This window comes from Paenibacillus kribbensis (assembly GCF_001705305.1).
GTDB lineage: Bacteria > Bacillota > Bacilli > Paenibacillales > Paenibacillaceae > Paenibacillus > Paenibacillus kribbensis_B.
Genome location: NZ_MCBP01000015.1, coordinates 52,495 through 67,518, shown reverse-complemented (window position 1 = coordinate 67,518; position 15,024 = coordinate 52,495). Strand labels below are relative to the sequence as shown.

Sequence of the window (15,024 nt, the reverse complement as noted above, 5' to 3'; positions counted from 1 at the left end):
TAATCGAAAACGATTATCTGGACGGATTTATCCTCTTGGATAGGATAATTTTATACCTCATCTTGTTTGCGCATCTCGCCCGGTGCGACGCCGAAGTGCTTCTTGAAAACCCGATGAAAATATGAAATATCATCATACCCGCTCATTTCAGCCACCGCTTTGATCGAAAGCCGTTCCTCCACTAGCCAATCACGTGCTTTGGTCATCCGTACTTTGAGCACGTAATCGGTGATGTTACAGCCGTATCTCTGTTTGAACGTCTTACTGATATACACCTTGCTGACGTAGAATAGTCGGGAAAGCCGATCGCGCGACAAAGGCTCATCAAAATGGCGGTCGATGAACTGCCTGACTTCCTCCACGTTCAGCTTGTTCTTAAATTTTCGCCGCTGGATGAGCCGTTCCAGCGCACTCAGGTACTCGTCGCAGATCGCTGTTACAGTCATTTTGGGAGTGCTCTTATGTTGGACAAGCTCTTCGTCCAAGACCTGCCTCCGCTCGTCCTTCAACTCGTTCTCGGCCAACAGTTCGAGCAATAGAACATGCAGTTCCTCTGCGAGACGCGCTGTCATGCCGGAAGCACCGTCGGCAAATAACAACTGTTTCTGCTCCAGCTGTGATAATACTCTTTGAATGCCGGAAGCGTTTAGATCGTTGAAATGGTAGGACAGTTGTTTCTTCAGCAGGGCAACAGACCTAGACCATTCCGAATTAGGTGCCACCGTCCTGTTCCCTTCCTTTGCGTTTTCAATCTCAGCTTTGCATTTTGACAGTGCGCAGTTTAGCTCCTCCTCGTCAATCGGTTTCAACAGGTAATCCACCGCCTTATAGCGAATGGCGTGCTTTGTATAAGTAAAGTCCTCATAGCCGCTGACGACAATGGAACGGATCGCCGGATAGCAGTCGTTTAACACTTCCAACAACCCAACACCATCCACGCCAGGCATCCGCATATCCGTGATTACGATCTGCGGCTTTATGGTGTCGAGTAGCTGGACAGCCTCAATACCATCGTTCGCTTCGCCGACCACTTCCATTCCAAGCTTCCCCCATTTGCCAACTTTGCGGATCAGATTCAGGTTCCACTGCTCATCGTCTACAATCAAAACTTTGATCATGGTTCATCCCTTCCTTCCTGTACGTACGGTATCCGTACGGTGACTACCGTTCCACCACCAGAAGCCTGCTCCACCTCAATCCCATAGCGCTCGCCAAAGTGCATGCGTATGCGCAAAACAACATTATATAAACCGATCCGGCTACCCTTCGTTTGTAATCCTCTTCTGTCTGCAAGTTCTTTACGAATCTCTTCTAGTCGGACTGCAGAAATACCGACGCCGTTATCACGCACGCGGATAACGATCTCTCCGCTTTCAAGGCGGACTTCAACATCAATTCGCCAATCACCCAGTTTAGTATCCAAGCCGTGGAAAAAGGAATTTTCTACGATTGGCTGCAGGGTCAATTTGGGAATTCTACATTCCAGTAGTTCTTCGTCCGCTATTAACGTGTATGCAAGCCGCGAGCCATAACGTTCCTTCTGAATTTGCATATAGTGCTGCAGATGTCCGATTTCGATACGCAAGGAGCACATGTCTTCCGGTTCGCGGATAACGTACCGGAACATGGAACTAAGAGATTTGATAATTTTATACACCTCCTTGGGTTTCTTATCATAGATCATGCTGCCAACCATCTGAAGCGTATTCTGAAGAAAGTGTGGGTTGATCTGCGCTTGTAGGGCTTTTAGCTCAGCCGTTTTTTTTTCCAATTTCATGTTGTATTCGGTCTTGATATGCTCCCTAATTCGCCCAGTCATATTTACGAAATGAGTCTCCAACCAACCGATTTCGTCGATTCTGCCACTAAGCTGAATGTCCACTGGTTCGACATCGCCAACAATCGGTCCAAGCCCCTGCATGGAGCGGGCTAGCATTACGATTGGTCGTGACATACGGTAAGCGATATAGACGGCGATTATAATAGCAACCACAATTGAACTGCTTCCTACAATAAATCCGTAGTTCATCGTAGAGCGTGCGCTATGATTGATAGCGTTCGCAGGAATGATCTTCACTAGCATAAGCCCTGACGGATCGACCGAGCTATAAAAGATGTACGCATTCCTCGTATGTACATACCCGGGTTGGTCTCTCGGTAGATTGATCAAATTTCCCGCATCCAATGTAGGAGTTACGCTTCCTTGCTTATACAGAATCCTGCCGTTTTTATCAGCTAGCAATACGGTCTGATTCGGGGCGGTATTCAGCAACGCCAGCGTCTGGTCTAGATATGTCCAGCGAACGCCGAGCGTCACGCCCCCTACAGCCTGTCGGTTCTCGAACCGGTTGACGCTTCGGGTGAATTCGAACTGCCCCGGCTTTCCTGGATCATTTCGAATCATAAAATACTGCTTCTCATCGAACAATTCTTTATATGGAACGGGAATTTCTTCGGGAGAACGGATTTCGCTGCCGTCGGAGCTGAACCTGAACAACTTGCCGCTATCTCGTACATATAGCTCTGCGCTGATTACATTTGTATTGGCCGAGTTTAAAACGGAGCTAAACATATCGGTTATATTGCGCTGAGCAGTGAACTGGCTCGATAAACTGTCGTTCTCGGTTTCCATGATATTTTCGCTCAGATGCTCGTTCAGCAAAATGGAATAAATCAAGCTGTTTAGCCGACTGAATTGCTCTCCAAGATAGATGCCGGTCCATTTGATAGTGGATAAATTCGTTTCAATGACCTCGTCTTCCATCGATTGTCGACTTTTTTCTGCCGCAAGGGCGGAAACGGTGATAACCGGAAGAACTGCGAGCATGATCATGGCAAGCATAAGCTTATTCCGTATGCTTCGTCGAAACGGCTCAGACAAAAGTAGAAAAAAGCGTTTCATGATTGCGCGTGCCCCCTTGTTAAATGTACAACCAACGCTTTGGCAGAAAACACTTAGTATTACAGTCGATGTTCCGGCAGAGTCGTGCAAACTATACAACAATACTGGCTATCAAGGGCCGGTGCACTCCATTTCGTCGAGCCCGTAAAAAGCTTAAAAAGCATCTCCCAAATGTGTTTATAGGCTAACTAGGGACCAATTAGATTAATAATATACTCTGAAATTTTTTTAATCCTGAAAGCGATTTAATTGCATTATTATTCAAAAGACATACAAATAAGAAATAAAAAAATTAAATCGCGAAAAACGCTATTAACGTCACTTTTATAAAATTCAAGATTATGTAAGCCACGCAAAAATGGTTATTACACCCATATATTATATCTTTGTGAAACAGTTCATTCTCAAGTTTAATCCATTCAAATGAACCTCGAAGCTTATCTTTAACTGCCCTAGTTTCGGTTGCAATCTTATCTTGCTGGTACCTCGCTGTCCTGAATCTCATCAAACCAAAGGAAAGCAAATTAAAAAACTTATTGTAACTAAAAAAAACCGCAACTGAGCGACTGAGACAGCTTAATTAACGCCCAATGGCAAGTTCCTTTTTAAGGTCATCCAGGATGTCGAGGTTGCAGTAGGTTTTTTTCTTCTCGATCTTGAACTGCACCGTATTGATCACATCATTATCCTTGGAGCCAAGGATATCTATCAGTGTTATTTCATGACCTTTTTTTATCAGTCCCAATAGAGTCTTGCAGGAGGATGTCCTTGCGGGTTTTCTTGAGGGAACGCAGTGCATGAGGATCTCGTTTTCAATACATCTGGCTGCAAATGTTGCCAATTTAGTGCATTCGCAAACGTTCTCGAATTTTTTGACGTTATGGACTCGAAACGATGAATTCTTACCGTCAATATTGTTGATTACTCTGATCTTTTTTTGATAAGGTATATCGAAAGGAAAGTAGTTATATATTGAAGATTATGTTTAAGGGGCGACCTGTCGCCCCTTAATATGCGTCTTTAATATACGCGTAAAATTTCCGCTACCGAAAATGTACTGTGTTCACATCAATTTTTTTAGCTATAGAAAACTTTCATCGCTTTTTCAATATCAGCTTTCATGGCTTCTGTTGCATGGGCGGACAAATCGTGGAAAAAGTCTACTTTCTTCTCATTCAACATCTGTTCTACACCCTGCACCCCAGCCTTAGCCATGTAAGAATAATAATTAATTTTCCGTATGCCTTTGTCGATAGAGGTTAAATAATCTTCCGGACTCACTCCAGAACCTCCATGCATCACCAGGGGAAGATTAACCAGGGATCTGATTTTTTCAATTCTGTCAAAATCCAGTTTGGGCTTTGCTTTGTAGAAACCGTGTGCGGTTCCGAAGATCGCAGCCAAGGCGTCGATGCCGGTTTCTTTCACAAATCGGTCTGCCATATCCGGATCCGTATAGACACTTTCCATTAATGGAGAAGGTTCATTCCCTCCTGTTTCCCTGCTACCGAGAATGCCGATCTCTGCTTCTACGCTTGCACCGTATTGTTTGGCCATACAGACGGTTTCAACGGTATTGCGCACATTTTCCTCATAGGACAGCAGAGATCCATCGTACATAACGGAGGTAAATCCCAGTTTTAGAGCTTTTTCTACATAATCAAGGGTCTCGCCATGATCCAGATGGACACATACGGGAACCGTAGCGCTTTTGGCAAAATGGAGCATAACTGGTCCGATTTTATCGATGGGCATAATGCTTTCATGTATTTGGGCATGGCTGATGATCACCGGTACGCCCATGATTTCCGCGGTTTCAATCACCGCCAGAATACTTTCCAAATTAGGCGTGTTAAAAGCCCCGACGGCGAAATTATTATCCTCCGCCATTTTCAATACTTCGGTCAATGAAAATAACATATTTTTGCCTCCTTGATTCTTTTCCAGGCCTGATAACTTTGAATCATTTCGATTTCGATTTGATACGTGACCGTTTCCCCCGGGCCGATAAACTTTAAGGTATCGTCTCTACGCATGACATCTCTGCCGCCGGGATGGCAGTTACCAGGCTCCAGTCCCAGCACGTAGTCTCTATGTCCAAGCATTTTCCAGACAGTGAAGTAGTCCAGGAACCGAGCATCAAATGAAATAACCAAACCTTTATGAATCACTGGGTTAAAGATTCCAGCAAATCCTCTTTCACGCTCGAACTTATGGTAATAACACTGTTCTTCGAAATTGTCCTGGGGTTCCAACATTTGATCCCAAGTCAGGATATCTTTTTCCGAATGTTTGTTTCTTGCCGTTATGTGGCTGGAGGGAACGAACAATTCTGCATGCTCGCTCAGCAAAGGATATCCGATGTTCATATGGTACAAAATCATCAGTGGAGTTACCTGACCACCCTTATTTTCGATCCGGTCTTCAATCTGTAATTTGTTATCCCGTTTCGAACACGTGATCTTACGGAACATCATCAGCTTCTCCGAAAAAAGGCGCATCTGGTTGACAACGGCATGAATAACGATGTTGTCTTCATTTTCCATATAGTTGACTTGTTCCGCTGGCGTGTTGCTTACCGTTCCATGCAAGGGCAGCTCCTGACCGTTATCCTCACAAGGAGCCCCAACCGCCGTTAAGCCACAGGTTGTTAAAAATCCGGCAGTAAACGATTTTAAAAATCCTGTGCCTTTGTCATCATAATAGGCTGGCGCTACGTAGCCGCTCGGGGAAATGTATGCATAGTTATCTCCTTTAAAATACAGCCTGGAAATATCCGCCCCCCTGTCCACCGATACTATAAAATGAAGGCCTAGTCCGTTGCGTACCTCCAATAGACGCATCCCGTCGCCTTTTCCTCCAACCAGTCGGTGTTCCTCTACTCCGCTAACCTGGGAAGGATGTCCGATATATTTATGGATCATACGGTACTCACCCCTTATTTCTCCAAATTAAGAATTTCATACCCTAAATAATACTTGAAGGCTTCATACAATACCGTTTTCAAATGACCTACACCAACCGCAGTATGATGGCGGAAGCCATTGCGTCCGAGCGTAATGAGCTTCCTCTGCAAGCCTGGGATATGGGCCACACCGGCACAGCCGAAATATCCGTCTTCGATGACATCCTCAGTGAACTCGCCTTCTTCTACATAGAAAGTAAGTTTCCCATCCTGCGTAATACAGTTGGAATAGGTCATCGGGAACGCCTTGATTCGCCCTTCGTTACTTCCCCAACCGCATCCAGGAGCCGTTTTGGCGAACATTTTATGGTCGGTTACGGTTCCTTTTCCAGTCATTAAGCTTTGGGCTACTGGTCCGCAATGGAACAAAATAACTTTATCCGGATCATGGCCGTAATTGTTGTTCCAATCGAGGCAAGCGGCCGGCTCTTCTGCAGCGAGTTGCATTGAATACATATTAATCGCGGTACAGATATCTATCTCGCAGGAAGCAACGATCCCTCGATCATTCAACTCACTCAGGATCACGCATGGCGCAACGCCTAGTACCGTCTGCAGCTCCGTCCAGCATCGAATCGACAACGCCTGCAATTGGTACTCAGCAATATAATCGTCGAGCACTATGCTGATTTTGGCCAGAATGGTCAGCTTGTCATCCGGCACGTTGCTGCAATCCGTGTAGTTAATAAAAGTTTCCCGCTTGGTTAATACTTCCGGTCTATCGTCCTTCATTTTTTGCACGCGATGAATTAATTCGGACAAATCGAAGGTCTCTACCGTAATACCGTATTTCTGTAACGCGATCTCATCAAAACGAACCGTCTTGAATGCAGTGGTCCGAGCTCCAAAACAGCCGATGGCGAACTTTCGCATCCCGTTAACCACTCGGCAAATCGCCGCAAATTCCCACAGATTCTGCGTAAATTGTGGAGAGAACGGATGAACGACATGCGGGTGCAATGTGGTAAAAGGAACCCGGTACTGATGAAACACATCTTCGATGCTTAATTTACCGCAAAAAGCGTCTCTTCGATATTCAAAGCCCATTTTGCCGATTTCATCCGGATAAGCCTGGATCAAGATCGGCTTTCCGGATTCCTCCAAGGCTGCAATTGCGCCGTTTTCGTCGCTAAAATTCGGCATGGACAAGATGACCCCATCATATTGTCCTTCATGCTCCTTTAGCCATTTCGAGTAAATCCTGCCTTCCTCCCTGGTTTCCACCGATCCGTATCTTGTGGCTTTTTCATCCATCATGATGTAATCGTAGCCGGCGTCCGTAACCGCCTTGGATACTTCCTTCCTTGCTTCAAGCGCCAGCGATTCCGGCATAAAACCTCGGTTCCCGAAATAAAGGGCGAAAGTGAGTTTCTTTATTTTCAACATGGCTTAATCCTCCTCTTTCGTTTTAAGCACGGTTTTGACAGCGTCATAACACTTTTTGTATTTTTGCAGCCATTTTTTGTATTGTTCATGTTTATCGGGGTTTGGGGTATAGGTCCGGTTGACTTTAACGAAAATTTGCTCTGCTTCTTCAATGGATTCGTACAATTCGCATGCCAGTCCCGCTAGCATAATACACCCCAGTGTACCCGACTGTGTCGCCCTAAGGGAGACAATAGGTTTATTCAGAATATCCGCTTTCATTTGCAGCCAGACATCGGATGCAGCCCCGCCGCCGGTCGCCCGGATCATATGAATTTCGATCCCCGCTTCCGATAAACGCTCCATATTCAAAGCCATCTCATACGTGACTCCTTCCATTAGCGCCTGATAAATCTGCATACGGGTGGTTTCGGTGGTTAAACCGATAATGGCGCCTCTGGACTCAGGGTCCATATAAGGGGTTGCCGCTCCGGCAAAATGAGGCAAAACCAACAGTCCGGACGGTTTAGAAGCATCAACTTGCCCGTTGAAGAAATCATAAGGATTCGCTCCGAGTTTCCGGATTGTATCCGTTTCCACAAATGCCAACTTGTCACGGTACCATTTCAGTAAAGCCCCGCCTGTAAAAGAAAAAGCATAGGTCACAAACTGGCGATCCAGAAACGGAACGATGGCGTAACTTCCTCTGTATAACGGTTCACGATGAGTATCTCGGCCAAAAACCGGAGTGATGCACTCGACGGTCCCCGTTCCGTCCACTGCCATTCCAGCTTTGTAAACGCCAGTTCCGATCGCTGCTGCAACCTGATCATGGCATCCGGAAACAATGACCGCCTCTTCCCATATCCCCAATTCCAAGGCTGTTCCTTTCCGGATTTTCCCTGCTTTGCTTCCAATCTGAACAGGATTCGGTAACAAATTACTGTCGATTCCTGCGAATTTTAAGATAGACTCACTCCACTCCAGGAAGTTGATATCAAAAGCCATCGTTCTGCTCGCGAGCGAATAATCGATCTGCAGAACTCCGCATAACATATAAATGATAAAGTCACCAAACAAACAAACTTTCTCGCATTGCTTGAACAACTCAGGTTGAGTCTCTTTGATATACATGATCTTGGGAATGCTGTACATAGGACTCGGATTTAATCCAGTTATTTGCGACAAATTCTCTTTTCCGAAGTGCCTTACTAGCCGCTCGCATTGCTCGCCTCCGCTTGGATCGGTATACAGCATAGAATAGGTCAACGGTTTATCATTTCCGTCCAGCAATACAACTGCTTCTCCAAAAGAAGTGACGCCGATTGCTGTTATCGGTTCGACACCTTTTGCAGCTTCTCGTAAAACGGTTTTCGTATTATCCCAGACGAGCGATGGATCTAATCTATAATTTTCGGTCATACCGTTCTTATACTCCCGATATACCTCACTCAGGAAATGTCCCTCCCGGTCATATACCGTACACTTGCAGCCTGTTGTACCGATATCGATTCCGGCTATTGCCACTTGGTTCACCTTCCATATAAGTAGTATTTTTGATTTCATTACATGTTGATCTTATCACTTGCAAAATGTATGATCATAGTAACAATTGATCAGAAAAATAGTCATTTTGCTTCCGGAGGCGAGGAAATGGGTCTGCAGTTTAACCTACCCGATTTAAAGGAACTGCTGCGTAATTTTTATACGTTGACGAAAATACGCACCGTCATCTTCGATGATTCATTCCATGAGCTAGCCGCCTATCCAACTCACCATTCCTCCTATTGCCATCTCATTCGCAGCGATCCCCGCGCAGAGGCGAAGTGTATCAGTTGCGACCAGGCAGCATGTATTCGCTGTAAAAACGAACAGAGTCTTTATACATATCAATGTCATGCCGGGCTAACGGAAACGGTGGTTCCCATCAAAGCGGACAATCTAGTGATCGGCTATATCATGTTTGGCCAGGTCCTGCAAACCGAAAACCGCGAGCGATTATGGTCTGAAATCAGCAAAGAATTAAGCGCTTTTAACTTGGATATGAACGAGCTGCACAGAGCTTTTTTGCGCAAAAAATATATATCTAAGGAAATCATTGACGCTTATGCGAAAACGATGGAAATGAGCGCCAGTTACCTCTACCTTTCACGAAAACTAATCTTGAAAAAGGATACGCTAGCTCAAAAAATAGACGATTATATCACGGTCAATATCAAAGAAAATCTTTCCGTTCCCGTTCTCTGCAAACACTTTGGGATCAGTAAATCGCATCTTTATAAGCTATCGCAGCAAAGCTTCGGTATGGGTATCGCCGAGCATATTCGTAGTACACGGATTCACTTGGCAAAGCAACTGTTGGGTGATACGGATGCGCCAGTCTACGAAATTGCGGAACGAGTCGGAATATCCGACTATAATTATTTTACAAAGGCGTTTAAACGGGAAACGGGGGTTCTTCCGACGACGTATCGAAAAGAAAGTGCTTTGAGGTATAGAATGACTTGACCGTATAAAAGCTCCTGTATAACACTAATTGGAGGAATTTATGGAGAACAAAAGGTATTTTTCAATTGGGGAAGTTTCTAGATTAAAAAATGTTACGATAAAAGCCTTACGTTATTATCATAATATTGGCTTGTTAATACCTACATACATTAATCCTGATAACGGTTATCGCTATTACACAATTAATCAATTCATCTATCTGGATATTATAAAAATTTGTAAGCAAAGCAATGTAAGTGTTAAAGAAATTAAAGCCTTATTTGCTAAAGCCGATACTAATTACCTTAAGCTTTACTTAGAGCAGAAAAATGAAGAAATTCATAAAGAAATAAAGAAATTAGAGAAACTTAATAAACAAATACAAATATTAAGGACTGCTATTCATTCATCTGAAGATGAACTTATGAACAATGGATTTAATATTCAGACATTTGAAAACAGATACTTTTTAAGTTTACCTACACAAGGTGGAGAGCTTAATGAAATAAAGTCATTCGACAAATTAGATGAAAAATTAGGCGAATTTGCAACCCATACGTTCCAGTATGGATTGATTTTTTCAAATTACTATAATAATTGGGAAATCAGCGATGTATTTCGTCTAATAACATCAGATGATTATAGATTACTTAAAGATACCTCTACTGTATCTGAATTACCCAAGGGAGAATATTTAACTGTTAATTGTACAGGAGATACTGAAATTGAAACATTTCAGTTGGTGAAAGAGTATTTGGAGAAAAACAGTTTGGCGTGTAATAAGGTTTACATGTTTTATTTAGTGACAGATGTTTTTAATCAATATAATCATTTCTCCCAATTTCAAATTAGTCTAAAGCCCACCCCATAAATGAGATAGACTGACTTTTAGCTTAAAGTTTGTATTCATAAATAAAATTAGTATTTTCGAGTTTACCGATAGGTAGATTAAATACCGTTAGTTCTTCATCAAGACGGACAAATTCATTATGGTCATAGAATCCATAGCTACTCATTGTGTCTGTATACACATAAATTTTAGTTGCTTTTGTATCTCTTAAGTAAGAGATGAGCTCATTGAATAATTTTTTCCCTACTTTTTTTCCTCTAGCTTCTTCAGAAACAGCAAAAAATTCTAAGCAACCCTGAAACTCATTTTCTTTTCCTCTAATTAACTTGCTGTATGCCTCATTAGTCATGGAGGTGAGTTCAATAAAAACTTTTCGTTCTATGTCATTTAGATTTAGGAGTTGTAGCAATTCACTTGTATAATCTTCTTGTAGCAATCTATAAGATGTTGTCTCACCAACTCTTGAACCAAAAATTACACCAATGACTTCTCCATCTAACGTAGCTACTCTTCCAAAAGTACTTTTATTTAATATTGGGTTTATAAACATCATTGTAACTGCTGCATTTATTATGCCTTCATCCTCTATAAAATCCTTTGCATTCCAAGTATCTATAATAATTGATTTAACATGCTCTAAATCCTCTTTTTTAATGTCTCTAATAACTAAGTTCATTTTGACTTCCTCCTTTAAATTAGTTAGCTTACAAATTGAGTTTAATGTCTCCCCTAATGAGGAGAGTCAAGTATTTTTTTGCAACGCTTTTTTAACTAACCATTTATTGAATAAAATAGCTTTCTTATTTCAGGAAAGCCGCGCGTTAGTATAATAAAGATGTGATTTTCATATAATCTTTCATCGCGTTGAGGACAAACCTTAACCCTCCTTTCCAGGTACCTGTCGGGAATGGGTTAAAGTTCTTGTCATTTAGTTTTGACAAGAATTTTAGTCACCTAGCCGTGTTAAAGTCCAGTTCACCATTCATATCCACGAAGAAAAGCTTTTCTGAGCAAACGTTTCTCAAGTTGCCTCCATCAACACCAGCAAAATTGGATGCCCTCATTTAGATCATCGCCAAACAGCGGCAGCTTCGGACTGAAAAATAAAGTCCTAGACTGCCGCTGTTTTATTGAACTAACGTTCTTCGTTTAATATTCTCATCAGTTAAACGTTCTCGTCCAGGTTCATTAAAGTGCTGTAATGACCTTGCGGCTGTACCAGCCGATGATGTTGAACAAGTACATGAACCCTTTGCCCATCCGGATATAAGTAATGTCGATTCCCCAGACCTGATTAGGGCGTTCAATGGTTAACCCATGCAGCAGATAGGGACGGGTGTACTTGGCGTGCAGACGCTTGCTAAGGTTTGGCTTCGGATAGATTGCTTCTAAGCCCATCAGCTGCATTAGACGGCGTACACGCTTGCGATTGATCTCGAAGCCTTGCTCGGTGGAGCTCGATACTTGCTTGTCCGATCCGAACGACGAGGGTCGAAGCGTTGACGATTGCAGCACTGGGCGGATCGGCAACGGTGATCGGCAGCTAGTTCGTTGAATGCGTAGATGATGAAGAGGAATCCTGTTTCAATTTGCGGAGCCAATATTTTAATGATTCTTTCGAGCGGTGATTTGCGGTACACCACGTGGACATGGTGAGACCGCTGGCTTTGTAATCTGCCACACGAATTGTCCATTCGTGGCGACGTTTGTCTCTGTCGGTCATCCGGCAACCTCCTGTTAATGAGTTGCCTTCATTTTCTCATGGATGATTTGGCTGTTAAAGGTGGGCTGGTTTTGACGCTTACGAGAAATCCTTGGTAATTGGATAGCTGCGTTTCTGGATTCTTCTAGTTTATTGCTGGCAAAGCGTTGGAGTAGAGTTTGACTAGGCTTATAAATAACAACTGTTTTGGTATTAGGATTCCACAGTACTTTTGCATTTAATGCTTCCCCTATAAAACGAAAAGGTACATATACAGCACCTTCTTTAACAGTAGGATTTACCCCGACAGAAACCTTCTTATCGTTGACATAGGTACTATTACTACCCACGGTTAGTTTCAGTTTACTTTTCGTTTCTGAATCGGTAACCGTAACCGTCTTAATTTTATTGTCCCAGTCCACTTTTAGATTCGGAATAAGAGAAACTGTACGTATAGGAACTAAAGTAACACTCTTAATGACAATGGGATTTTGCCCGTTCGCCAAGCTACCATTAATATTTAAAGATAGATCTTTCTGACTTCAAGCCGCCATTGCATTTGTGGTTAACATTGCCAAACTTAATATTAAGTTACATACAAACAGACTCTTTTTCATTACTTGGATGCCTCCATTAAAATTATGATTCAGTGAATAGACAGTATAAAATGGAGTTAGTATTGACGCTCTTAAACGGATATCATTGACCGTCTTATGGACCTTTCCGGTTATGGGGAGAAAATACTGCAATCCCTCGATTACTTAGGTGAGGCGGGAATAAAGGTTCGGACCAACACGGTGCTAACCCCGATTAACATCAAGGATGCCGTATCCTTGGCGTGGTATTTGACGAAGAAGCCTTATATACTGAGGAGCAACTTTACTTGCTACGGACGTTCCTTATATCGCCACGACGATAGCCTATTTTGTTCCCCGGAGGATATAGAGATTTTCGTCTAAGGCACCTTATATTGATCAGAACACTCGCTATGGTGCCTTTGAGATCCATTAATGATTTGTTGGGGGGACAGCCTACGTTTAACCCATCTTCTAATACGGCCACAATTAAGTTTAGAACACACAAGGTTGAGTTGAAAATGAACTTCTCCATGTTTGTCATGTAGTATCACTGGTTCGAATGGATGTGAAAATTCACCTACGATATGTAATTCTGATGCTTTCAAAATACTGCTGCCAAAATCAAGACGGCTCGGACTATCATGGTTACCCGAAATAGCTAATACAGGAATTTTCAATTATAGAGTAATGGTTTCTAACACACTATCTAGCAATTGCACAGCTTCTGTTGGAGGAACTGCTCGATTATATAAATCACCCGCGATAACAATAGCATCGGGCCTTTCTACTTCTATTTCTTTAATGAATTCAGCAAGAATAAATTTCTGTTCCTCTGTCATATAAACTCCTTGCACCAGTTTTCCAAGATGCCAATCAGCGCTATGGAATATTTTTAATTAATATCATACCTGACCAAGTATTTATTTCCATTAAATCCCACTATGTTATTCAATGTGGGATATTAACCCATTAAAAACGGACGATTTAAATGACAACCTCAATATCTCCCTCACAAGATATATTTGGTTAGCCCTTATTCATATAGGAAAAGAGCAATCAAAATGTGATCACTCTTTTCTTATTACTATTTCACTTTTTCCAAATGTTAATACCACTAATAGTTGTATTTTCTAAGCTAGATTCAAAATCAACGTGCACATCTCCAAAATCATATGAAAGTATTTTTACCTTGTCATAATTTGAACTCTCAGTTTTTTCACCCTTTCCTAATATCTTTTCCACATCACTAAATGTTTTCATCGGAAAGGACTTTGAACTAAATTGAATATGGCTAAGTGAATCCGTGGCTCCTTCACCAAAATGAAATGAAATATAGTCCAGCTCTTCAAAGTACCAAAAAAGACTTCCCATTTCATAATAAGATTCACCCTTCCTTGCGTTTAGTGTTTCCATTACTTGAGCCTTTGTCTGCCCGAAACTTATACTATTAAAGCCAGGTAATTTGCCATGTTGCAGTTCAGCAGCAAAGTTTTTATTTATATCGAGAAACATTCCAGATTCAGATTGAATTTTGGAATAAGGAACCTTCACCTCAATAAAACCCGCTACATATGAACCTACCTCATATGGGTTAAAGATTACTCCTATTCCTTCATTATAAAAATAAAAGTTTGATTTATTGATCAGAGGAAAATTTCTTGCCTTCTCAGCGAAAACATTTTTATTCGCTTGGAGCGCAAATTCAATACCTTCAAATAAGTGAAAGGCTTGTTTATTAGTTTTGACGACATTGTTTAAAAACAGTTGTGTGCCTGTTTTTAAGTCAAAATTGTATGTGGTAGCTTCTTCATAGCCATGCACTCCTCCTTTGTAATAAGAATCTTTGTACACAACTGAAAGGAGTTCCTTAGCATTATATTTTGTTTCAACTGTAGACGTCCTATAATAGTGGCTCTGTTGTTTTTTTAAAGTTGCATTTTCCTGTGCCGCATTCACTGCATGGATTTTCAAGATTTTATTGATTTTATTTCTTACATTCTGATCTCCACCGGTAATTTGAACATATTTTTGATCTTTATAGGGATATACTTTTGTCTCTACTACATTTTCCTGGGCTGCATTTGTAATGCTGATAGGCGTGATCGGTGTAATCAAGAACGTCAAACTTAACAAGATAATAAAAATTCTACTCAGTGATAACAATCCCTTCTGTAA

12 protein-coding genes and 3 pseudogenes are annotated in these 15,024 nt (G+C 42.1%); 2 read left to right on the top strand and 13 right to left on the bottom strand.

From position 1 onward, the window contains the following. Nucleotides 1-50 precede the first annotated feature (50 nt). From BAZ21_RS22420 to BAZ21_RS22390, 7 genes and pseudogenes are all read right to left on the bottom strand, one after another. The gene (locus tag BAZ21_RS22420; RefSeq protein ID WP_068505141.1) at nucleotides 51-1,118 is read right to left on the bottom strand and encodes a response regulator transcription factor; all 1,068 of its coding nucleotides are present in this window, start codon (nucleotides 1,116-1,118) and stop codon (nucleotides 51-53) included. After that, entirely contained in the window at nucleotides 1,115-2,902 is a 1,788-nt protein-coding gene (locus tag BAZ21_RS22415; RefSeq protein WP_068505140.1) for a sensor histidine kinase, read from the bottom strand. The genes BAZ21_RS22420 and BAZ21_RS22415 overlap by 4 nt, the downstream gene beginning before the upstream one ends. Before the next feature lie 583 nt (nucleotides 2,903-3,485). Further along, nucleotides 3,486-3,749: pseudogene (locus tag BAZ21_RS22410) on the bottom strand (RNA polymerase subunit sigma-70); the annotation flags it as partial. Between the two features lie 230 nt (nucleotides 3,750-3,979). After that, nucleotides 3,980-4,822 carry a class II fructose-bisphosphate aldolase gene (locus BAZ21_RS22405; RefSeq protein ID WP_068505139.1) on the bottom strand — a complete coding sequence of 281 codons (843 nt, stop codon included), beginning with the start codon at nucleotides 4,820-4,822 and terminating at the stop codon, nucleotides 3,980-3,982. After that, nucleotides 4,807-5,826: an aldose 1-epimerase family protein gene (locus tag BAZ21_RS22400; protein WP_218061435.1), complete on the bottom strand. Its 1,020-nt coding sequence runs from the start codon at nucleotides 5,824-5,826 to the stop codon at nucleotides 4,807-4,809. Before BAZ21_RS22400 ends, BAZ21_RS22405 begins: the two co-directional genes overlap by 16 nt. 14 nt (nucleotides 5,827-5,840) lie before the next feature. Then, nucleotides 5,841-7,253, bottom strand: a complete 1,413-nt coding sequence (locus tag BAZ21_RS22395; protein ID WP_068505137.1) for an L-fucose/L-arabinose isomerase family protein — start codon at nucleotides 7,251-7,253, stop codon at nucleotides 5,841-5,843. A gap of 3 nt (nucleotides 7,254-7,256) precedes the next feature. Beyond that, complete coding sequence (locus BAZ21_RS22390) at nucleotides 7,257-8,759, bottom strand: FGGY-family carbohydrate kinase (protein WP_068505136.1); 1,503 nt, start codon at nucleotides 8,757-8,759, stop codon at nucleotides 7,257-7,259. A gap of 126 nt (nucleotides 8,760-8,885) precedes the next feature. Here BAZ21_RS22390 and BAZ21_RS22385 point away from each other — a divergent pair, with 126 nt between their 5' ends. Together BAZ21_RS22385 and BAZ21_RS22380 are read left to right on the top strand one after the other, a co-directional pair. Continuing rightward, the gene (locus tag BAZ21_RS22385; RefSeq protein WP_068505135.1) at nucleotides 8,886-9,740 is read left to right on the top strand and encodes a PocR ligand-binding domain-containing protein; all 855 of its coding nucleotides are present in this window, start codon (nucleotides 8,886-8,888) and stop codon (nucleotides 9,738-9,740) included. Between the two features lie 40 nt (nucleotides 9,741-9,780). Next, entirely contained in the window at nucleotides 9,781-10,590 is an 810-nt protein-coding gene (locus tag BAZ21_RS22380; RefSeq protein ID WP_068505134.1) for a MerR family transcriptional regulator, read from the top strand. Nucleotides 10,591-10,612: 22 nt separating this feature from the next. On the opposite strand, the gene BAZ21_RS22375 is transcribed toward BAZ21_RS22380, so the two are convergent. The 6 genes and pseudogenes from BAZ21_RS22375 to BAZ21_RS22355 form a co-directional block, all read right to left on the bottom strand. After that, nucleotides 10,613-11,245: a GNAT family N-acetyltransferase gene (locus BAZ21_RS22375; RefSeq protein ID WP_068505133.1), complete on the bottom strand. Its 633-nt coding sequence runs from the start codon at nucleotides 11,243-11,245 to the stop codon at nucleotides 10,613-10,615. A 521-nt stretch (nucleotides 11,246-11,766) separates the two neighbouring features. Further along, nucleotides 11,767-12,006 (bottom strand): annotated as a pseudogene (locus BAZ21_RS22370) (IS3 family transposase); the annotation flags it as partial. Nucleotides 12,007-12,112: 106 nt separating this feature from the next. Beyond that, nucleotides 12,113-12,292, bottom strand: coding sequence for an IS66 family insertion sequence element accessory protein TnpA (gene tnpA / locus BAZ21_RS22365; RefSeq protein WP_068505131.1), 180 nt, complete (start codon nucleotides 12,290-12,292; stop codon nucleotides 12,113-12,115). 14 nt (nucleotides 12,293-12,306) lie between these two features. Continuing rightward, entirely contained in the window at nucleotides 12,307-12,777 is a 471-nt protein-coding gene (locus BAZ21_RS22360; protein ID WP_068505130.1) for a copper amine oxidase N-terminal domain-containing protein, read from the bottom strand. Nucleotides 12,778-13,358: 581 nt separating this feature from the next. Continuing rightward, nucleotides 13,359-13,688: pseudogene (locus tag BAZ21_RS28675) on the bottom strand (metallophosphoesterase family protein); the annotation flags it as partial. 250 nt (nucleotides 13,689-13,938) lie between these two features. Beyond that, nucleotides 13,939-14,964, bottom strand: coding sequence for a DUF3298 and DUF4163 domain-containing protein (locus BAZ21_RS22355; protein WP_176718195.1), 1,026 nt, complete (start codon nucleotides 14,962-14,964; stop codon nucleotides 13,939-13,941). Nucleotides 14,965-15,024: the final 60 nt, after the last annotated feature.